We start from the raw sequence: 20,003 nt of genomic DNA on the forward strand, positions 1-20,003 counted from the left end.
TTTATTGAAAATCAATCACTTGAGTTTGTGCCTATTTATTAAGCAAATTAACGAAGCCAGCCGGATTCAAAGGAAATTTCAGCGTGACGCAAAGATATCAGCAGAGTTGTCCACAGGAATCGTGGATTTGTTTTCTCTTGAACCCGGTCGCGGTTGATTGCAGCCCGGGGCAGGGAATCATATCTCGTAGCGATGGATGAGTCCCTCGACAGAAACGGCGCCACAGCCGCAAGCGGGTATGCCTGCATCCAGCAGCACCTGAAGACGCTGGACAGCTCGCCCGGTGTCTACCGTATGCTCGATGCCCAGGCCCGGGTGCTATATGTCGGCAAGGCGCGCAACCTGCGGGCGCGGGTGGCCAGCTACTCTCGCCCCGGGCACGCGCCGCGGATCGAGCGGATGATCTCCGAGACCGCCTCGATGATGTTCCTGACCACGCGCACCGAGACCGAGGCGCTGTTGCTGGAACAGAACCTGATCAAGCAGCTCAAGCCGAAATACAACGTGCTGCTGCGCGACGACAAAAGCTTTCCCAACATCCTCGTGGCCAAGGATCATGCCTTTCCGCAGATCAAGAAACATCGCGGCGCGAAAAAGGAGAAAGGGGCCTATTTCGGTCCCTTCGCCAGCGCCGGGGCGGTCAACCGCACGCTGAACCAGTTGCAGAAGGCGTTTCTTCTCCGCAATTGCTCGGACGCGGTGTTCGACAGCCGCACACGGCCCTGCCTGCTCTACCAGATCAAGCGGTGTTCGGGGCCATGTGTCGGGCTGATTTCCGGCGAGGACTATGCCGAAAGCGTCCGCGACGCCGAGCGGTTCCTCTCCGGTCGTTCGACCCGCGTACAGGAGGAGCTTGCCGAGCAGATGGAGGCCGCATCCGAGGCGATGGAATTCGAACGCGCCGCCGCGTTGCGCGACCGTATCCGGGCGCTGACCCAGGTGCAGACGGCGCAGGGGATCAACCCGCGCGGCGTGACCGAGGCCGATGTCGTCGCGCTGCACATGGAAAGCGGGCAAGCCTGTGTGCAGGTGTTCTTCATCCGCGCCAACCAGAACTGGGGCAATCGCGACTTCTATCCCCGTGTCGGCGCCGATGTCGGCGCGGCCGAAGTGATGGAGGCGTTCCTGGGACAGTTCTACGACAACAAGGAACCGCCCCGGCAGCTGATCCTGTCCGACGCGATCGAGAATGCCGACCTGATGACCCAGGCGTTGAGCGACAAGGCCGGGCGCAAGGTCGAGATCCTGGTGCCCCAGCGCGGTGAAAAGGCCGAGCTGGTCTCGGGCGCGCTGCGCAACGCGCGCGAGGCGCTGGGCCGGCGGATGGCCGAAAGCGCGACCCAGGCCAGGCTGCTGCGTGGCGTGGCCGAGGCGTTCGAGCTGGACGGTCCGCCGCAGCGGATCGAGGTCTATGACAACAGCCACATCCAGGGCGCCAACGCCGTCGGCGCGATGATCGTGGCCGGGCCGGACGGGTTCATGAAGAACGCTTACCGCAAGTTCAACATCCGGGGCGACGACCTGACGCCCGGTGACGATTTCGGCATGATGAAGGAGGTTTTGACCCGCCGTTTCACCCGCCTGCTCAAGGACGATCCCGACCGCGACAAGGGGCTGTGGCCCGATCTGCTGCTGATCGACGGCGGCGCCGGACAGGTCAGCGCGGTGGCCGAGATCATGCGCGCCCACGGGGTCGAGGACATTCCCATGATCGGCGTCGCCAAGGGCATCGACCGCGATCACGGCAAGGAGGAGTTCCACAGGGTGGGGCGGCGGCCCTTCGCGCTGAAACGCAACGACCCGGTTTTGTATTTCATCCAGCGCCTGCGCGACGAGGCGCACCGCTTCGCCATCGGCACCCACCGCGCCCGTCGCGCCAAGGCGGTGGGCGCGACGCCGCTGGACGAGGTGCCCGGCGTGGGGGCCACGCGCAAACGGGCCTTGTTGGCGCATTTCGGCAGCGCCAAGGCGGTCAGCCGGGCCAACCTTGCCGATCTCAAGGCGGTCGACGGCATCTCGGACACGCTGGCCGAGACGATCTATGACTACTTCCACGACCGTGGCTGAGCCGGGCGTCCAACCGCTCCGAAACACCGCCGGCGACACCAGGCGCATGGCGGGCACAGATTTTCCGGCCACCGGCTTTCAAGTTTCCGAACGCCGCTATAGTGTCCGCTCATGACGTGGAACCTGCCCAATATCCTGACCTTGCTGAGGCTGCTTGCGGCGCCCGGTATGGCGGTGATGTTTCTCTATTTCACGCGACCTTATGCCGACTGGTTCGCGCTGGTCCTTTTCGTCACCGCGGCCGTCACCGACTGGTTCGACGGCTACCTGGCGCGGGCCTGGAAACAGGAGACCCGGATCGGCGCGATGATGGACCCGATCGCCGACAAGGCGATGGTGGTGATCGCGCTGATGATCATCGTGGGCTATTCCGCGGAGCACTGGACGCCGTGGCTGGTGCTGCCGGCGACGGTGATCCTGTTTCGCGAGGTCTTTGTCTCGGGGCTGCGTGAATACCTGGGTGACGTGGCGGGCACGCTCAAGGTCACCAAACTGGCCAAGTGGAAGACCACGGCGCAGATGATCGCCATCGCGGTGTTGTTCAGCCAGGGCATTTTCGAGCATTACCTAGGTATGACGTCATGGAGCGTGGTCTGGTCGGGGCGTATCGGCCTGTGGCTGCTGTGGATTGCCGCGGCGCTGACATTGATCACCGGCATCGACTACCTACGTAAATCCCTGCCGCACCTGAAGGAGACGCGCTGATGGATGTGCTCTATTTCGCATGGGTCCGCGAGCGGATCGGGCTGCCTCGGGAAACCGTCGAGACCAATGCCGCGACCGTGGCCGACCTGGTGGACGAGCTGCGCGCCCGCGAGCCGCGCTATGCCGCCGCCTTTGCCGAGACCGATGCGCTGCGCGTGGCGCTGGACCAGGAACTCAGCGATTTCGACGCCCCCCTGAGCGGCGTACGCGAGGTCGCCTTTTTCCCGCCCATGACCGGCGGGTGACCGCGTGCGCATCGTCGTCCAGCAGGAACCATTCAAACCGGGCGCCGAGATGGACGCTTTCGCCGAAGGTGCCGCCGGCAGCGGCGCGGTTGTGACCTTCACCGGCATCGTGCGCGACATGCCCGGCGGCGGTCTGCAGGCCATGCAGATCGAGCATTATCCAGGTATGACCGAACGCTCCATCGCCGAGATCGCGGGTCAGGCGCGGGAACGCTGGTCGCTGGCCGATGTCCTGGTGATCCACCGTCACGGGTCGCTGCGGCCGGGCGAGCAGATCATGATGGTCGCCACGGCGGCCCCGCACCGCAAGGACGCGTTCGAGGCGGCGGAATTCCTGATGGACTATCTCAAGTCCCGTGCGCCGTTCTGGAAAAAGGAAGTCACCGCCGACGGCGCCGATTGGGTGGCCGCGCGGGACGAAGACGAGGACGCGCTGTCACGCTGGTAGAGGCGGGCGCGCGGCCCTATTGCAGGCGGCCGAGTTTCGCGCGCAGCTCTTCGGCGTCCTGCCGGGCCGCGCGCAACCCGTCCATCGCCGCGCTCAACTCGGCCTCTGTCTGGGTCAGCTGGTTGGTCAGCTCGGCCTCACGCTGCTGAAGATAGGTGATCGCCTGATCCCGGGTTTCCTCTGCCTCGTGCAGCTCCTGGCTCATCCGGTCCAGATCGGCAACGTCGCTTTGGCGGACGCGGCTGAAGCGGTGCAGCAGCCAGTTGGTGAACCATCCCATCGCAAAAGCGACGAAAAGGATGATCGCAGTCGTAATGATGAATTCGGTCCGGTTCATGTCATTCGCTTTCCCCGTCCGGGTCCGCCTCGCCGGCCCCGTCATTGCCCTCGGGCTGCGGTTCTATCGCCTCCAGCCCGGTTTCCCGTTCTACCACCGGTTCCGGCCGGATCAGGCGGAACTCGATCCGTCGGTTGGCCTCGCGCCCGTCCTCGGTGTCGTTTTCGGCGATTGGCTCGCTCTCGCCATAGCCAACCGCGACAAAGCTTGACGTCGGCACCCGGCGGGCGCGCAGTTCGTTCAGCACCGACTGCGCCCGCGCCTGGCTGAGCTGCTGGTTCATCTCCTCGCGACCCTGGCTGTCGGTATGGCCCTGGATCTCGAGCCGGATATCGCCGCATTCGCGCAGCACGTCGGCGATCCGGTTCATCGTGTCCAGCGACTCGGCGGCCACGTCGGTCGAGCCGGGATCGAAGGTGATCTTGGTGCCCGACTGGATTTCGGCGATCCGCTCCTGGCAGATTTCCGGATCGACCGGGGCATCCTCCGGCTCGGGCGGCTCCTGATAGGTGATCTCCAGCTCGAATTCCTGCGCCTCTCCCAGCTCTTCCGACAGCAGGCGGGCGATCACCGCCTTGGCCTCCTTCTGGTGGCTGACACCTCGCAGGGTGACCAGTTCCGGCGTCACGCGCAGAGCGCCGTTGCGCAGAAGCGACAGCGCCTCGATGCCCGTCAGAACCCGCACCGGCCATTCGGCCGGCAGGTCCGGCACCACCCGCGCCGTCGTGTGCACCACGTCCGAGCCGAACGCCGCCTTGGCATAGCTGGCGACCATCGTGCGCGTGGTCTCGTCGCCCAGACGCCCGCTCAGCTGGACCAGCCCCTCGGGGCTGAGCGTGGCGACGAACTCGGGCGGTCCGCTGCCCTCGGCTTCTTCCGGCTCGGTCAGCACCGCGTGCAGGGCAAAGACCGGCGGCAGTGTGTTCTCCAGCTCTCCCACCACCCGGTCGAACAGCGCCGGCTCGGTGCCTTCGGCGGCGATCAGGGTGATGTCGGCATCCGAGATCGTGACAGACCCGCGCCCCAGCTCGGCCAGGGCCGAAATGCTGCGCTCGGCGGCACTGGCCCAGGTCGGCGAGGGCACGCCCAGCCCGATGGTACAGTCGATATCGCCACGCGTCCCGGCCTGGCGCGCCGCTTCGACAATGCGGTTCCGGGACAGGTTGCTTTCCGCCGAACAGGCGTCGAAGCGGCTGCCCTCGTCGTCGATCAGGTAACGCAGTATGAACGGCGTAATGACCGGGCGCGGCGCCGCGATGTCCAGGCCCAGGCGCAGGCTGGGCGGCGCCGCGCGGGTCAGCTCGGCCTCCAGCCGCTCCTTCTCGGCGCCGCTGTCCGACATCGCGGTGACGGAAACCCGGCCGGCATCGACCGAGATCTTGGCCCGGTCCAGCAGTCGCAGCGCGGTGACCGCATAGCCCATCGCCTCGTGCCAACCTTCGGGCACCGGGTAGTCAGCGGTTTCCAGCAGGTCGGAGACCGAGTCGTCGGGATCAAGCGCCTGCAGCGTCTCGACCAGGCCTGCGCGATCCGTCTCCGACGGGATCAGGCCGATGATCGAGATGCCGCTGCCATTGCGCAGGATCTCGGCCGAAAAGCGCGGTGCGTCCAGGTCGGCGGTGGGCAGGATCTCGAAACGGTCGATCACGCGGGAGGCGTCGACCTCGGCGCCGGCCACCGACAGCGCGTTGAACCGCGTGGCCTCGTCCCTGGCCATCCCGGTCAGGATCACCCGCAGCCCGTCGGCCTCGACCTCGGCCCAGTCGTGGCCGGCATCGTCCAGCGCACGGCGAACGACGATCTCGGAGTTGTCCTCGACCGCGGTTACGGCGAACCCGGCGGCCACCAGGCACAGGCCGGCCGCCAGAACAAAAGTCAGGGCGGCCATGATCGAGAAGGGAAGGCGCATGGGAAGGTCTGGTCCAGTCCGGTCTACGCCGAGTGTCTTACATAACCGCCGGGGGAGGTTCAATCATGCCAGCAGCGCCGCCCCGAAGAAGATGAGCGGAATGAGGCCGGTGTCGCGGTTGGCGCGAAACAGCTGCAGCAGCTTGCGGTTGTCTTCCAGATCCAGCCCGCGCAGCTGCCAGGCCATGTGCCAGCCCATCGCCCAGGGCCCGCCGATGGCCAGCACCAGCACCAATGGCGAGGCATCGGGCAACACTGCCTCGAGCACCGCGACACCCATCAGCGACACCGTGCCCACCAGGAACCAGGACAGCCAGCGCGGCGTGTCCTTGCCGAACAGCAGCGCGGTGGACTTGACCCCGACCAGCGCGTCGTCCTCGGCGTCCTGGTGGGCATAGATCGTGTCGTAGAAAAGCGTCCAGGCGATACCGGCAAGATAGAGGAAACCCGCACCCCAGCTCAGCCCGCCGGCATGGGCCGCCCAGGCCAGCAGCGCGCCCCAGTTGAAGGCAAGGCCGAGAAAGATCTGCGGCCACCAGGTGAAGCGCTTGGCAAAGGGATAGATCGCCACCGGCACCAGCGACAGGAACCCCAGCGCGATGGCCGCCGGGAGGAAGGTCAGCAGGATGCCAAGCGCCAGCAGCATCTGCGCCGCCATCCAGGCCAGCGCTCCGGTGACCGAAACCTGGCCCGACGGGATCGGCCGCAGCCGCGTGCGTTCGACGCTGCCGTCGATGTCGCGGTCGGTGATGTCGTTCCATGTGCAGCCCGCGCCGCGCATCAGCACCGCGCCGATGGCGCATCCCACGGCGATCCACAGGTCGCCCCAGCGCGGGTCGCCGCCATCCAGAATCGCCAGCGTCAGCCCCCACCAGCAGGGGATCAGCAGCAGCCAGGTACCGATCGGCCGGTCGATCCGGCTGAGCCTCAGATAGGGTCGGGCAAAGGCGGGCGCACGGGTGTCGACCCAGTTGCCCTGAACCGCGTCCGCGATTTGTTCGTCTGGAACTGGTGAATTGCCTTGCATATGTAGGCCTTCATGAGTGCGAAGATCAGGCTGTATGTAGAGCACCCTCTGGGCCCGGGGCAATCGGTTCCTTTGACGCGCGAGCAGGCGCATTACCTCTTCGGGGTGATGCGGCTGACCGTGGGCGCGCCGGTGGCCCTGTTCAACGGGCGCGACGGCGAATGGCTGGCGCGGGTGGCCGAGGCGGGCAAGCGCGGCGGCGTGCTGGATTGCGTGGAACAGACCGCGCCGCTGCGGATGCCGCCCGACCTGTGGCTGCTGTTCGCGCCGATCAAGAAGGCGCGCACCGATTTCATCGTCGAAAAGGCCGCCGAGATGGGCGCGGCGCGGATCGTGCCGGTTCAGACCGACTTCACCAATGCCGAGCGGGTCCGACGCGACCGGCTGCAGGCCCATGCGGTCGAGGCCGCCGAGCAATGCGGCGGGACGTTCGTGCCCGAGGTGGCGGACCTCGTGCGTCTGGACAGGCTGCTGGCGGACTGGCCCGAGGACAGGCGGCTGATGTTCTGCGACGAGGCGCTGGCCGGCGCGTCAAGGGCCCTGGGCGCTGCGGGCGGCAAATGGGCGATCCTGATCGGGCCCGAGGGCGGGTTCTCGGACGCCGAGCGCGCGCGGCTGGGCGCATTGCCCTTCGCGCATCCGGTCAGCCTCGGCCCCCGCATCCTGCGTGCGGACACCGCGGCGGTGGCGGCCATGACCGTCTGGCAGCAGGCATTGGGAGACTGGACATGATGCGCGAAGCGATCCCCGAGGACGCAGCTGCCATGGAGGCGTTTCTTTCCGGTCATCCGGAAAGCTCGATGTTCCTGCGCGGCAACCTGATGGCGCATGGCATCGGCGAGCGTGTCGCGCCCCATGGCACGCGGTTCTTCCTGTGGATGGGCCGCGACGGGATTGCCGGGGTCTTTGGCCTGACCAACAACGGCTATCTGATGTGCCAGGTGCCCGGCCATGAGGCGGGCGCCTATGCCGCTTTCGCCTTCGCCATCGCCGGCGAGACCGTGGCCGGGATGACCGGCGTGGCGGATCAGGTGGCGGCGACGCTGGCGGCCCTCGGGCTGCGCGCCGAGGACTGCGCGCTGCACCATGACGAACCGCTTTGCCGTCTGGACCTGTCGCGGCTGGACGCGCCGACAGAGCGGCTGCGGCCCTCCGGTCCCGATGACGAGGCGCTGCTGCGCAGCTGGTTCCGCAGCTATCTGCGCGACACCGGAATCGCCTCCGACAACGCTGCCGCAGCGGACCAGGCGGACGCGCGCGCACAGGATGCCGCCCGTGACGGCAGCATTCACTTGCTGGAGGAGAACGGCCACCCGATTGCCATGGCCGCGATCAACGCACGTGTCGCGGATATGGTGCAGGTCGGCGGCGTCTTCGTGCCGCAGGAGCAACGCAATCGCGGGCTGGGGCGACGCATCACAGCCGCGCTGCTGGCAAGCGAGCGCGACCGGGGCGCGCGGAGCGCGATCCTGTTTGCCAACAACCCCGCGGCCGACCGGGCCTATTCGGCGCTGGGCTTCGAGCGTGTGGGCGACTACCGCATCGCCCTGCTGCCCGCGCCTGTGCGGATAGGGGTGCTGGCATGAGCTTCATCCGACCCGAGGCGCGCGCGGCGCTGCGGCGCTGGCGCGAGGTGCTGGTGGCCGCCCTGGTGGGCCTGCTTGGGCTGAGCTGGATCGCCGGGCCGGGCGGGCTGCTGGCCTGGGTGGGCGCCGCGCTGCTTTTGGCCAGCGGTGCGCTGCTGGTGATCGGGCTGCAGCGGGCGCGGTTCCGAACCGGTGCAGGCGGCCCCGGCGTGGTTCTGGTCGACGAGGGCGAGATCACCTATCTGGGCCCGCTCACCGGCGGGTCGGTGGCCGCGGCCGAGATCGAACGGCTGGCCCTGGATCCCACCGGCAAGCCCGCGCATTGGGTGCTGGACCGTGCCGGCCAGACCCCGCTGCGCGTGCCGGTCAATGCCGAGGGTGCGGATGCGCTGTTCGACGTGTTCGCCACGCTGCCGGGCCTGCGGACCGAGCGCATGCTGGCCGAACTGCGCGGCGAAGCAGCTCACCCGGTCGTGATCTGGGAACGCCGCCCGCTGCGGCCCGAGGGTCTGCGGCTGCATTGACACCGGCGGCGTTTCTCCGCAGGACTGGCCTGCAGACCGAAAAACAGATCACGATCGGAGCACGTCCCATGTCCATCCCCCAGTCCGGCGGCGCCCCGATCGAACGCCACGAACAACTGGCCGAATACCTGGCCGATGGCTGCAAGCCGCGCGAGGACTGGCGGATCGGGACCGAGCACGAGAAGTTCGGATATTGCAAGGACACGCTGAAACCGCTGCCATTTGCCGGTGAGCGGTCGATCGAGGCGGTTCTGGAAGGGCTGCGCGACCGTCACGGCTGGGCCGAGATCCGCGAGGGCGGCGAGCTGATCGGGCTGGAGAAGGACGGCGCCAACGTGTCGCTTGAGCCGGGCGGGGCGCTGGAGCTCAGCGGCGCACCGCTGGAGACCATCCACGAGACCTGCGACGAGGTGAATGTGCACCTGCGCGAGGTGAAGGACATCGCCGACGAGATCGGCGTGGGCTTCATCGGGCTGGGCGCGGCGCCGGTCTGGACCCATGACCAGATGCCGCTGATGCCAAAGGGGCGCTACAAGCTGATGGATGCCTACATGCAGAAGGTGGGCAGCCTGGGCACGGCGATGATGCGGCGCACCTGCACGGTGCAGGTCAACCTGGATTTCGGATCCGAGGCGGACATGGTGCAGAAGCTGCGCGTGGCTATCGCGCTGCAGCCGGTGGCAACAGCGCTCTTCGCCAACTCGCCGTTTTTCGAGGGCAAGCCCAACGGACACAAGAGCTGGCGCTCGCGCATCTGGCGCGACCTGGATCCCGACCGCACCGGCATGGTCCCCTTCGTGTTCGAGGACGGGTTCGGGTTCGAGGCCTGGGTGCAATACGCGCTCGATGTGCCGATGTATTTCGTCTATCGCGACGGCAAGTATATCGATGCGCTGGGCCAGTCCTTCCGCGACTTCCTCAAGGGCGAGCTGCCGGCATTGCCGGGCGAGACCCCGCTGATCAGCGACTGGGCGGATCACTTGACCACGCTGTTCCCCGAGGCGCGGATCAAGAAATTCATCGAGATGCGCGGCGCCGATGGCGGCCCGTGGCGGCGGCTCTGCGCGCTGCCGGCCTTCTGGGTCGGGCTGACCTATGACCAGGGCGCGCTGGACGCGGCCTGGGATCTGGTCAAGGGCTGGGATGCCGAGACCCGCGAGGGGTTGCGCGTCGCCGCCAGTATCGACGGGTTGCAGGCCCGGGTCGGATCGGTGGACATGCACGACCTGGCCCGCGAGGTGCTGGACATCGCCGATGCGGGGCTGAAGGCGCGCGCGCGCCCCGGTGCGGGGGGGCTGGTGCCGGACGAGACCCATTTCCTGAACGCGCTGCGCGAAAGCGTGCAGTCCGGCAAGGTGCCGGCCGACGAGCTGCTGGAACGCTACGGCGGCGATTGGGACGGGGATCTGAGCCGGATCTACAGCGAATACAGCTATTGAGCAGGGGCGGGCTGGTGTCTCTCTGTGTCGGGTCCATCAGTGCCGAACTGGGCCGCGACGGGTCGATAGCACCACCGGGCTCGGTGTCTGGGAGAAACTTGGACTCCAGATCGCATAGGCGGTCTGGCCAGCGGGCCTACAGGCCACAATCTGTCTCGTGTGATCAGGCCGGCGAAGTGACCCCGTCAAGCGTCAGAAGCGGTGCATAGAGGTCCGGCCTGCGGTCCCGGAACAACCCCCAATGCGCCCGCATCTCGCGGATTTCGTCCAGGTCGAAACGCTGCGTGACGAACATCTCGCTGGTCCGGTCGGCCTTTTGCAGGACCTCGCCGCGCGGTCCCGCGATGAAGGCCTGCCCGAAGAACGTCACCTCGCCCAGCGTGCCGGTTTCGGTTCCCACCCGGTTCGAGCACACCAGCGGCACGATATTGGCCGCCGCGTGACCGCGCATCACGGTTTCCCAGTGGTCGTGGCAATCCGATCCGATGGCCGAGGGGTAGAACAGCAGCTCGGCGCCTTTCAGCGCCAGGATCCGCGCGGCTTCGGGAAACCACTGGTCCCAGCACACGCAGGTTCCGATCCGGCCGTAGGCCGTGTCGAAGGTGACAAAGCCGGTATCGCCGAGGTTCGAGTAGACCTTCTCGTAACAGCCGGGCAGGCCGAGGGGGATGTGGGACTTGCGGTAGTGGCCCAGGACCGATCCGTCGGCATCGATGATGACATTGGTGTTGAAATAGGCGTTGTTGGCCCGCTCGAACACATTGGTCGGAATGACGACCGAAAGCTCCCTGGCCAGTTGCCGCATATGGCTGACCGTCGGGCCGTCCAGCGGCTCGGCCAGCTTGAAGGGTTCGGCGTCCATCTCCATGAACTGGAACTCATGCGAGGAGAACATCTCGCCCGGCAGGACGATCTGCGCCCCGGCTGCGGCGGCCGCGCGGATCAGCTCTTCGGCCTTGGCCATGTTGTCGTCGTAGCTGGGTGTGCTGGCCATCTGCATGGCTGCGACGGTGATTTCTGCCATCTGGGACCCCGACGTGCTAACTGCCTGTCTCTAGGGTCAAAGTGACCTCGTTGCGGGCCGGACTATTGCCGATCCGCGACATTTTCCGACGCGATCTGACCAGCCGCGGTTCGGCGCGGCGGGACGCGCGCGGCCGTCAGGCCTTGCCGATGCGGGGTTCGGTGCCGGCGCGGATCCGCGCGATGTTGGTGCGGTGGCGCCAGAACACGAGCAGCGTCAGCAAGATGCCCAGAAGGAAGCCCGAGCCGTCGTCGATCAGCAGGATCCAGAAGGTCGACGAGGCCGCCGCCGCCAGCGCGCCCATCGACGAGATCCGGCTGGCGAGCGCGGCGACCAGCCATGCGGCACAGCAGGCCAGCCCGACCGGCCAGGACAGCGCCAGCCAGATGCCCAGAAAGGTCGCCACCCCCTTGCCGCCGCGAAAGCCCAGCCAGACCGGGTAGCAATGGCCCAGAAACGCCGTCAGCGCCGCAAGCTGTACCGCATCTTCGCCGGCGAAGGCCCGGGCCAGCAGAACCGCCGCAGCCCCCTTGCCGCCGTCGAGCAACAGCGTCAGCGCCGCCGCGCCCTTGTTGCCGGTGCGCAGCACGTTGGTGGCGCCGATATTGCCCGATCCGATCTCGCGCAGGTTGCCCAGCCCCATCAGCCGGGCCAGCACCATGCCGAACGGGATCGACCCCAGCAGGTAGCCGAGCGCGGCCCAGAGGATCAGCAGGTAGGGAGCGGTCTCGATTGCGGGCATCAGTCTCTCCGGTAGACGGGTTCGCCCGCCACATAGGTGCCGAGCACCCTACCTTGCATCCTCTGGCCGTCAAACGGCGTGTTCTGCGACTTGGACCGCAGCGCGAACCGGTCCAGTACGAAGGGCGTGTCGGGGTCGAACAGCACAAGATCGGCCGGTGCGCCGGCGGCGAGCCGGCCGCAGTCCAGCCCCAGCCGGCGGGCAGGGTTCAACGCCATCGCCCGGAACAGACCGGGCAGGTCGATCTGCCCCGCGTGGTAGAGGCGCAGGGCCGCCGGAAGCAGGGTTTCCAGCGCAACCGCCCCGCCCGCGGCCTCCTCGAAGGGCAGGCGCTTGCTTTCCTCGTCCTGCGGCGTGTGCATCGAGCTGATGATGTCGATCAGCCCGCTGCGCACCGCCTCGACCGTGGCCATCCGGTCGTCCTCGGACCGGAGCGGCGGCTTGACCTTGAAGAAGGTGCGATAGTCGGACACGTCCAGCTCGTTGAGCGTCAGGTGGTGGATCGAGGTGCCGGCCGAGATGTCCAGCCCGTTGCGCTTGGCCCGCTCCAGCGCTGGCAGGGCGCGGGCAGTGGTGATCTGGTCGGCGTGATAGCGCGCGCCGGTCATCTCCAAGAGCGCGATGTCACGGTCCAGCCCCATGCGCTCGGCCATGGGCGAGACGGCGGCCAGGCCGTAGAGCGAGGCGAACTTTCCCGAGGTGGCGGCCGCTCCGGCGCTCAGCCCCGGCTCCTGCGGGTGGGCGATAACCAGCGCGCCCAGGCTGCGGGCATAGGTCAGCGCGCGGGAAAACACCTTGGTGTCCGTGATCACCTGGTCGCAATCGGTGAAGGCCACGGCGCCTGCATCGAGCAGGAAGCCGATCTCGGTCATCTCGCGGCCCTGCCGCCCCTTGGTCAGCGCCGCCATCGCCAGCACGTTCACCGGCGCATCCGCCTGCGCCCGGCGCGTGACGAACTCCAGGCTTTCGGGCGTGTCGATGGCCGGAGAGGTATCGGGACGGGTGACGATCGTGGTCACGCCACCGGCGGCCGCCGCGCGCCCGGCCGAGCGATAGCTTTCCTTGTGCCGTTCGCCCGGTTCGCAGACCTTGACGCCGATATCGACGATGCCGGGGGCGAGGCACTTGCCGCCGCAATCGACCGTCGCGCCGGGTGTTCCGCCCGGGTCGCCATCGCCGCGGTCGGCGATCCGGCCGTTCCGCACAAGCAGCCAGCCGGGACCGTCTGTTCCGCCCTCGGGGTCGATCAGGCGGGCATTGGTGAAGAGGATGTCGCTCATCGCGCGGCCCTTTCGATGGCGGCCCTGGTGGCGTCCGGATCGGCCTGGTACTTGATCAGGTGCTTGTCGCCGCCCCTGGTGACGACCTGAACGAAACTGCCCTGCGTCTTCACCTCGGCGATGTCGTCCAGCGGCACACGGCGCGGCCCGGGACCGGTGAGCGCGCCGCCGTCGATCTCCCACACCGCCGCCAGCTCCTCGGAGGCGAGATACGAGCCGCGCAGCGCGACCGCTGCCAGGCCCGCCGGCGCGCCGGTCCAGACATGCGGGCTGCCGATCATCCACAGAACGGCCATGGCCCCGGCCATGCCGACCGCCGCCAGCCAGGTATGGCTGCGGATATAGGCCTGGCGATCCGCGGGAAAGCGGGTCATGCGATCCACCAGGCAAGCAGCGCCACGATCAGCGCCATCACCACGGCAAAGAGGGCGAAGCCGACCCCGCGGGCCTTGCGGCGCAGCGCGCGCGGCGGTGGCGGAGGCGCGGAGTAGGGCGCGGCGCTGCCGGCCTCAAGCGGTCCGGCGGACCAGTCGGTGACCGCCTCCCGATAGGTGCCGATCAGGCGCAGCGCGGGATCGGGGTCAAGATGCGTCTCCTGCCCGCCGAACGCGCGGCTGCGCAGAAGCAACACCCACCCGGTCAACGCCGCGAGCGCGTCGTGGTCCAGCTGTTCGGGCGCGATGGCATAGCCCTCGGCCAGGTATCCCGCAAGCCCCAGGTCGTCGAGATCCTTGACCGGGAACACTTCGACCTGGTCGGCTTCCAGGGTTTCGACGCCCAGCACCTGTGCCGCCGCTCCGGGTTCGCGCAGGAACTTGGCCTGTTGCGCGGGCATGTCCAGTGCAAACAGGCGCAGCACGCCGCGCTCGCCCGCCGGTATCGTGATCGTCTCGGTCATGCCGCCTCGCTGCGCAGGTTGCGCGCCAGAAGTTCCATTGCCGCCATGCGCACCGCCACGCCCATCTCGACCTGTTCCTGGATGACCGACCGGTTGATGTCGTCGGCCAGCGTACCGTCGATCTCGACCCCCCGGTTCATCGGGCCGGGATGCATCACGATGGCGTCGGGGCGGGCCAGGGCCAGCTTCTCGTTGTCCAGGCCGAAGCGGTGGTAATATTCCCGCTCGGAGGGGATGAACCCGCCATCCATCCGCTCGCGCTGCAGTCGCAGCATCATCACCACGTCGACATCGCGCAGCCCCTCGCGCATGTCGTCGAAGACCTCGGCGCCGAACTCGCGGAAATGCGGCGGCACCAGCGTCGGCGGGCCGATCAGCCGGATGCGGTTCTCCATCTTGCCCAGAAGGATCAGGTTCGACCGCGCCACGCGGGAATGGGCGACGTCGCCGCAGATGGCGATCGACAGCCGATGCAGCCGCCCCTTGGCGCGGCGGATGGTCAGCGCATCCAGCAGGGCCTGTGTGGGGTGCTCGTGCCGCCCGTCGCCAGCGTTCAGCACCGCGCAATTGACCTTCTGCGCCAGCAGGTCCACCGCGCCGGACTGCGGATGCCGCACCACCAGCAGGTCGGGATGCATGGCGTTCAGCGTCATCGCGGTGTCGATCAGCGTTTCGCCCTTTTTGATCGAGCTGGCCTGCATCGCCATGTTCATCACGTCCGCGCCCAGCCGCTTGCCGGCCAGTTCGAAGCTGGCCTGTGTGCGGGTCGAGTTCTCGAAGAACATGTTGATCTGGGTGAGACCGGCCAGCACGTCGGAATGCTTGGCCGATTGCCGGTTCAGCTCGACATAGGTTTCGGCCAGGTCGAGGATCGCGGTGATGTCGGATTGCGACAGATGCTCGATGCCGAGAAGGTGGCGATGGGCAAAACGCATGAAAGGGCTCCGGTCCGACATCTCGCCCGCGCTTATAGGAAGAGCGCGGGCAGGGGGCAACATCAGTCCGCGCTTTCCGCCTCGGGGGCGCAGCCGCCGTCGGGACGGCAGATCTCGCCCGGCTTGCACCAGCGCCCGTTGCCGCAGTCCACCGCAAGCCGCGGCACGCATCCCTGGCCGGCCGAGCACTTGAACCCGGGGCGGCATTGCGACCCGGTTTCGGGACACAGGAACCAGCCCGGCGGGCTGCATCCACCACCGGGCAGGCAGCCCGGCGTGCCGGGCGTTTCCGGCGGGCGCGCAAGCTCGGGCACGAAATTCGGCCGGCACCCGCCGCCCGGCGCACAGGCGCGGCCCGCCGGACAGATCGACCCGTCGGCGCAGCGCGGGCTTCCGGCTGGCACGCAACGGGTGCCGCCATCGGTACAGACCTGCCCCGTCGGGCAGCTGCGCCCGCCACCGCAATAGCTGCCGCCCGGTGGGATGCAGAACCCGTCGGCGCTGCATCTCTCGCCGGCCCCGCAGCAATTGTCCGTACCGCATTGCACCCGGCCGGGCGCGCAATCGTCCCCCAGACCGGCCGCCTGCGCGGGGGCGGTCAGGACCAGGGCCAGGAGCAGGCCGGCCAGAAAACCTGTAAGCAGCTGCATGGTCCGGATGGTCGGATCAACCCGGCCCGAGGGCAAGTGGCTTCTTGGCTTTCCCTTGCCGTTGTGGCCGCTAGAGTATCCGGCATGGAATCGGCTCTGGATCACGAGGCGGCGCGGGCACTGCTGGAATGGCAGGTCGAGCTGGGCGCGACAGAGGCCATCGGGGACCTGCCGGTGGACCGCTACGCGCTGCCCGACACCGTGACGCCGGAGCGCACCCGCGCGGCGCCGCCTGCACCGGCGGCCCCAGTCACCTCCGATTCCGAGGATCCGGTGGCAATCGCCCGCGACCTGGCGGCAGCGGCCGGCAGCCTTGCCGATCTGCGCGCCGCGATGGACGGTTTCACGCTGTGCGACCTCAGGAAAGGCGCACGCAACCTGGTCTTTGCCGATGGCGTGGCCGGCGCGCCGGTGATGATCATCGGCGAGGCGCCGGGACGTGACGAGGATCGCGAGGGCCGGCCTTTCGTGGGTCGTGCCGGGCAGATGCTGGACCGGATGCTGGCCGCGATCGGGCTCAGCCGTGCCGAGAATGTCTATATTACCAACGTGCTGCCCTGGCGCCCGCCGCAGAACCGCGACCCGAAACCCGACGAGATCGGCATGATGACCCCGTTTCTGGAGCGTCACGTGGCCCTTGCCCGGCCCAGCGTGCTGATCCTGATGGGCAATATCAGCTGCCAGGCGGTGCTGGGCAAACGCGGCATCACCCGCCTGCGCGGCGGCTGGGCGCAGGCAATGGACCTGCCCGTGCTGCCGATGTTCCACCCCGCCTACCTGCTGCGCCAGCCGGCGATGAAGCGGCTGGCCTGGGCGGACCTGCTGGAGTTGAACGCGAAACTGAGGGCGGGCTGATGCGGATCCTGGCCTTCTCGGACCTGCACCTTGCGCGCAACCGCGCCGAAGAGGTCGTCGCGGCCAGCGTCGACGCGGATCTGGTGATCGGCGCGGGGGATTTCTGCGACATGCGCCGGGGCCTGGACCGGATCATGCCGATCCTCGCACGGATCCGTGTGCCGATGGTGCTGGTGCCCGGAAATGTCGAAAGCGCGCCCGAGCTGCGCGATGCCGCGCCCGAGGGCGCGCATGTGCTGCACGGGCAGGGCGTGACGATCGACAGCCTGCGCATCTTCGGGCTGGGCTATGCGGTGCCGCCGCCGCCTTTTGGCGACTGGTCCTGCAACCTGACCGAGGCCGAGGCCGAGGACCTGTTGGGCCGCTGCGGCCGAGTGGACATCCTGGTCAGCCACTCGCCGCCCAAGGGCGTCGGCGATGAAACAAGTGGCGGCAAATCCGTCGGATCCGTCGCCGTGCGCGACGCGGCGGAGCGGTTGCAGCCTCAGCTGCTCCTGTGCGGGCACGTGCATGAAAGCTGGGGCGCGCGGGGCCGGATCGGACGTGCCGAGGTGGCCAACCTCGGCCCCACGCCCAACTGGTTCGAGGTGACCCTTTGATCGACCCGGTGATCCTGCTGACCTTCGTGCCGGCGGCGCTGGCGCTGAACCTGACGCCGGGGGCCGACATGCTGTTCTGCCTTGGCCAGGGGCTGCGCGCGGGGCCGCGGGCGGCGGTGGCGGCCAGTGCCGGCATCTCGCTGGGCTCGATGGTGCATGTGACGCTGGCCGGGCTGGGCCTGGGCGCGGCGGTCGCCGCGATGCCCTGGCTGTTCGACGTGATCCGCTGGGTCGGCGTCGGCTATCTGCTCTACCTGGCCTGGGGCGCGATCGGCCACCGGCCCGAACCGGCGTCGCCGGCACCGGGCCCGGCGCGCCGGGCGTTCCGGGACGGCCTGCTGGTGAACCTGGCCAATCCCAAGGTGATCCTCTTCGTGCTGGCCTTCATCCCGCAATTTGTCGACCCTGCCGCCGGGCCGATCCTGCCGCAATTCCTGATGCTGGGCGCGGTGATCGCGCTGGGCGGGTTCGTCATCAATGCCGGCGTCGGCCTGTTCGCCGGCGGGGCCGGACGCCGCCTGACCGGCAACCCCAGCACGCGCCGTGCGCTGGGCTGGCTGTCGGGTGGGATCTTCGCGGCGCTGGCGCTGCGCCTTGCCATCATCGAAAGGGCCTGACCAAATGCCTGGAATCGACGAAACCCTGGACTTCGTTCCCGTGCGCATCGCGATCCTGACGGTTTCCGACAGCCGCACGCCGGATGACGACCGCTCGGGCGGCGTTCTGGCGGATCGGGTCTCGGGCGCGGGGCACGTGCTGGCCGCGCGCCACATCCTGCGCGATGAGCGGTCCGAGATCGCCGCGCAGCTGCGCGCCTGGATCGCCGATCCCGAAATCGACGTGGTGATCTCGACCGGGGGCACCGGGTTGACCGGGCGTGATGTCACGGTCGAGGCGCATCGCGATGTCTACGAGAAGGAGATCGACGCCTTCGGCACCGTCTTCACCATGCTGTCGCTGGACAAGATCGGAACCTCGGCCATCCAGTCGCGCGCCACCGCCGGCGTGGCGGGCGGCACCTACCTGTTCGCGCTGCCCGGCAGCCCCGGCGCGTGCAAGGATGCCTGGGACGGGATCTTGCGCAATCAGCTCGATTATCGCCACCGTCCCTGCAATTTCGTCGAGATCATGCCGCGGCTGGACGAACATCTGCGACGGAAATAGGACGCGGGTGCGTATAATTCGCGTGAATCCCTGTTCTGGCTTGGCATTTCCCGTTGCCCGGCTACCATTTGGCTGCGCAACGCAGCCCATAGCGACCGGAGCGATCTGAGACATGCGATTCCTGCGCCAAGTCCTTGTCGGCGTGTTCCTGGCGTCCCTGACCCTGGCGCTGCTGATCTATGCCGGTCAGCTGGTGCTGGGCGCGGTGCAGCAGCGCATGGCCGACGAGAATCGGGAGCCCGAGGCGCGCGAGCGCATCTTCGCGGTCAATCTGGTGACCGCCGAAACCGGAACGGTCACACCGATCCTGCAGGCCTTCGGCCAGGTTCAGAGCCGCCGGACGCTGGAGCTGCGCGCGGCGGCGGGCGGCCGGGTGATCGAGCTGGCCGAGGCCTTCGAGGAAGGCGGCGAGGTTTCGGCGGGGCAGTTGCTCCTGCGGATCGACCCGGCGGATGCGCAGTCCGCGCTGGACCGTGCCGAGTCCGACCTGCTGGATGCGCAGGCCGAAGAGCGCGATGCCGAGCGATCGCTGGACCTGGCCCGCGACGAGTTGCAGGCCACCGAGGACCAGGCGACCCTGCGCGCGCAGGCCCTGCAACGGCAGCGCGACCTGGTCGAACGCGGCGTGGGAACGGCCGCCGCGGTCGAGACCGCCGAGCTGGCGGCGGCAGCGGCCCGGCAGGCGGCGCTGGCCCGGCGCATCGCCGTCGCACGGGCCGAGGCCCGGATCGACCAGGCCGCCACCCTTGTCGCCCGCGCGCGGATCGCGGTCGACGAAGCGAAGCGCGATCTCGAGGACACCAGGGTCACCGCCCGGTTCGACGGCACGCTCACCGGTGTCACCCTGGTCGAGGGACGGCTGGTCTCGCCCAACGAGAAGCTGGCCGAACTGGTCGATCCGCAGGCACTGGAAGTGGCGTTCCGGGTCTCGACCAAGCAATATGTCCGGCTGCTGAACGAGGATGGCCGCCTGCAACCGGCGCCGGTGACGATCACGCTCGAGGCGACCGGGACAGACCTGACCGCACGCGGCCGGATCAGCCGCGACAGCGGCACCGCCGGCGAGGGGCAGTCCGGGCGGCTGATCTTTGCCCGGCTCGAGGATCCGCGCGGCTTCAAGCCGGGGGATTTCGTGACCGTGGCGGTGGAGGAGCCTGCGCTGGACGGCGTGGCGCGCCTGCCGGCCTCGGCGCTGGACGCCAGCGGCACGGTTCTGGTTCTCGGTCCCGAGGACCGGCTGGAGGCGCTGCCGGTGCGGCTGGTGCGCCGGCAGGGCGACGATGTACTTCTGCGCGGCGACGGGCTGGCGGGGCGCGAGGTCGTGGTCGGGCGCACACCGCTTCTGGGCGCGGGCATCCGCGTGCGCCCGCTGCGCGAGGACGCGGCACTGGCACCCGAGGCCGCGATGCTGGAACTGAGCGAGGAGCATCGCGCAAGGCTTGTGGCGATGGTCGAGGGAAATGCCGGGATGCCCAGCGCGGTCAAGCAGCGCGTGCTGGGCCAGCTGGCGCAGGCCCGCGTGCCCGCCAGCCTGGTGGAGCGCATCGAATCCCGGATGGGGGGCTGAGCC

Annotated in this window: 23 protein-coding genes; 13 read left to right on the forward strand and 10 right to left on the reverse strand. The window is 68.3% G+C overall.

The window, feature by feature from the left end; genetic code table 11:
- Positions 1-192: 192 nt before the first annotated feature.
- The 4 genes from uvrC (at position 193) to BMX57_RS13700 (ending at position 3,465) form a co-directional block, all read left to right on the forward strand.
- Entirely contained in the window at positions 193-2,067 is a 1,875-nt protein-coding gene (gene uvrC, locus BMX57_RS13685; RefSeq protein WP_092368092.1) for an excinuclease ABC subunit UvrC, read from the forward strand.
- Positions 2,068-2,178: 111 nt separating this feature from the next.
- Positions 2,179-2,772, forward strand: coding sequence for a CDP-diacylglycerol--glycerol-3-phosphate 3-phosphatidyltransferase (pgsA, locus tag BMX57_RS13690; RefSeq protein WP_092368095.1), 594 nt, complete (start codon positions 2,179-2,181; stop codon positions 2,770-2,772).
- Positions 2,772-3,017, forward strand: a complete 246-nt coding sequence (moaD, locus tag BMX57_RS13695; protein WP_092368098.1) for a molybdopterin converting factor subunit 1 — start codon at positions 2,772-2,774, stop codon at positions 3,015-3,017. The genes pgsA and moaD overlap by 1 nt, the downstream gene beginning before the upstream one ends.
- A gap of 4 nt (positions 3,018-3,021) precedes the next feature.
- Positions 3,022-3,465, forward strand: a complete 444-nt coding sequence (locus BMX57_RS13700) for a molybdenum cofactor biosynthesis protein MoaE (protein WP_092368101.1) — start codon at positions 3,022-3,024, stop codon at positions 3,463-3,465.
- 16 nt (positions 3,466-3,481) lie between these two features.
- Here the strand turns inward: BMX57_RS13700 and BMX57_RS13705 are convergent, their stop codons facing one another.
- From BMX57_RS13705 to ubiA, 3 genes are all read right to left on the reverse strand, one after another.
- Positions 3,482-3,802: a hypothetical protein gene (locus tag BMX57_RS13705; RefSeq protein WP_092368103.1), complete on the reverse strand. Its 321-nt coding sequence runs from the start codon at positions 3,800-3,802 to the stop codon at positions 3,482-3,484.
- Between the two features lies 1 nt (position 3,803).
- The gene (locus BMX57_RS13710; RefSeq protein ID WP_092368106.1) at positions 3,804-5,711 is read right to left on the reverse strand and encodes an OmpA family protein; all 1,908 of its coding nucleotides are present in this window, start codon (positions 5,709-5,711) and stop codon (positions 3,804-3,806) included.
- A 63-nt stretch (positions 5,712-5,774) separates the two neighbouring features.
- Positions 5,775-6,737, reverse strand: coding sequence for a 4-hydroxybenzoate octaprenyltransferase (gene ubiA / locus BMX57_RS13715; protein WP_092368109.1), 963 nt, complete (start codon positions 6,735-6,737; stop codon positions 5,775-5,777).
- A gap of 12 nt (positions 6,738-6,749) precedes the next feature.
- On the opposite strand from ubiA, the gene BMX57_RS13720 reads away from it, so the two are divergent.
- The 4 genes from BMX57_RS13720 (at position 6,750) to BMX57_RS13735 (ending at position 10,286) form a co-directional block, all read left to right on the forward strand.
- Entirely contained in the window at positions 6,750-7,469 is a 720-nt protein-coding gene (locus tag BMX57_RS13720; RefSeq protein WP_092368112.1) for a 16S rRNA (uracil(1498)-N(3))-methyltransferase, read from the forward strand.
- Complete coding sequence (locus tag BMX57_RS13725; RefSeq protein ID WP_092368115.1) at positions 7,466-8,323, forward strand: GNAT family N-acetyltransferase; 858 nt, start codon at positions 7,466-7,468, stop codon at positions 8,321-8,323. The genes BMX57_RS13720 and BMX57_RS13725 overlap by 4 nt, the downstream gene beginning before the upstream one ends.
- On the forward strand, positions 8,320-8,847 hold the full coding sequence (locus BMX57_RS13730) for a hypothetical protein (protein WP_092368118.1): 528 nt from the start codon (positions 8,320-8,322) through the stop codon (positions 8,845-8,847). The genes BMX57_RS13725 and BMX57_RS13730 overlap by 4 nt, the downstream gene beginning before the upstream one ends.
- A gap of 68 nt (positions 8,848-8,915) precedes the next feature.
- Positions 8,916-10,286, forward strand: coding sequence for a glutamate--cysteine ligase (locus BMX57_RS13735; protein ID WP_092368121.1), 1,371 nt, complete (start codon positions 8,916-8,918; stop codon positions 10,284-10,286).
- Positions 10,287-10,449: 163 nt separating this feature from the next.
- Here the strand turns inward: BMX57_RS13735 and BMX57_RS13740 are convergent, their stop codons facing one another.
- The 7 genes from BMX57_RS13740 to BMX57_RS13770 all read right to left on the reverse strand — a co-directional run bounded on the left by BMX57_RS13740 (position 10,450) and on the right by BMX57_RS13770 (position 15,815).
- Entirely contained in the window at positions 10,450-11,310 is an 861-nt protein-coding gene (locus BMX57_RS13740) for a carbon-nitrogen hydrolase (RefSeq protein ID WP_092368124.1), read from the reverse strand.
- Positions 11,311-11,446: 136 nt separating this feature from the next.
- Positions 11,447-12,052: a glycerol-3-phosphate 1-O-acyltransferase PlsY gene (plsY, locus tag BMX57_RS13745; protein WP_092368127.1), complete on the reverse strand. Its 606-nt coding sequence runs from the start codon at positions 12,050-12,052 to the stop codon at positions 11,447-11,449.
- A complete protein-coding gene (gene pyrC, locus BMX57_RS13750) occupies positions 12,052-13,332 on the reverse strand; it encodes a dihydroorotase (RefSeq protein WP_092368130.1) in 1,281 nt (426 codons plus the stop codon). The genes plsY and pyrC overlap by 1 nt, the downstream gene beginning before the upstream one ends.
- On the reverse strand, positions 13,329-13,706 hold the full coding sequence (locus BMX57_RS13755; protein ID WP_092368133.1) for a hypothetical protein: 378 nt from the start codon (positions 13,704-13,706) through the stop codon (positions 13,329-13,331). Before BMX57_RS13755 ends, pyrC begins: the two co-directional genes overlap by 4 nt.
- Positions 13,703-14,230, reverse strand: a complete 528-nt coding sequence (locus BMX57_RS13760) for a hypothetical protein (RefSeq protein WP_092368136.1) — start codon at positions 14,228-14,230, stop codon at positions 13,703-13,705. Before BMX57_RS13760 ends, BMX57_RS13755 begins: the two co-directional genes overlap by 4 nt.
- Positions 14,227-15,165: an aspartate carbamoyltransferase catalytic subunit gene (locus tag BMX57_RS13765; RefSeq protein WP_092368139.1), complete on the reverse strand. Its 939-nt coding sequence runs from the start codon at positions 15,163-15,165 to the stop codon at positions 14,227-14,229. The genes BMX57_RS13760 and BMX57_RS13765 overlap by 4 nt, the downstream gene beginning before the upstream one ends.
- 62 nt (positions 15,166-15,227) lie before the next feature.
- Entirely contained in the window at positions 15,228-15,815 is a 588-nt protein-coding gene (locus BMX57_RS13770) for an FAM217 family protein (RefSeq protein WP_092368799.1), read from the reverse strand.
- Between the two features lie 84 nt (positions 15,816-15,899).
- Here BMX57_RS13770 and BMX57_RS13775 point away from each other — a divergent pair, with 84 nt between their 5' ends.
- From BMX57_RS13775 to BMX57_RS13795, 5 genes are all read left to right on the forward strand, one after another.
- Positions 15,900-16,670, forward strand: coding sequence for a uracil-DNA glycosylase (locus BMX57_RS13775; RefSeq protein ID WP_092368142.1), 771 nt, complete (start codon positions 15,900-15,902; stop codon positions 16,668-16,670).
- The gene (locus tag BMX57_RS13780) at positions 16,670-17,269 is read left to right on the forward strand and encodes a metallophosphoesterase family protein (RefSeq protein WP_092368145.1); all 600 of its coding nucleotides are present in this window, start codon (positions 16,670-16,672) and stop codon (positions 17,267-17,269) included. Before BMX57_RS13775 ends, BMX57_RS13780 begins: the two co-directional genes overlap by 1 nt.
- On the forward strand, positions 17,266-17,886 hold the full coding sequence (locus BMX57_RS13785; protein WP_092368148.1) for a LysE family translocator: 621 nt from the start codon (positions 17,266-17,268) through the stop codon (positions 17,884-17,886). Before BMX57_RS13780 ends, BMX57_RS13785 begins: the two co-directional genes overlap by 4 nt.
- 4 nt (positions 17,887-17,890) lie before the next feature.
- Positions 17,891-18,433, forward strand: a complete 543-nt coding sequence (gene moaB / locus BMX57_RS13790) for a molybdenum cofactor biosynthesis protein B (protein ID WP_092368151.1) — start codon at positions 17,891-17,893, stop codon at positions 18,431-18,433.
- Positions 18,434-18,545: 112 nt separating this feature from the next.
- Positions 18,546-20,000, forward strand: coding sequence for an efflux RND transporter periplasmic adaptor subunit (locus BMX57_RS13795; RefSeq protein ID WP_092368154.1), 1,455 nt, complete (start codon positions 18,546-18,548; stop codon positions 19,998-20,000).
- The last annotated feature ends 3 nt before the right edge of the window (positions 20,001-20,003 follow it).

This window comes from Cribrihabitans marinus (assembly GCF_900109035.1).
Lineage (GTDB): Bacteria > Pseudomonadota > Alphaproteobacteria > Rhodobacterales > Rhodobacteraceae > Cribrihabitans > Cribrihabitans marinus.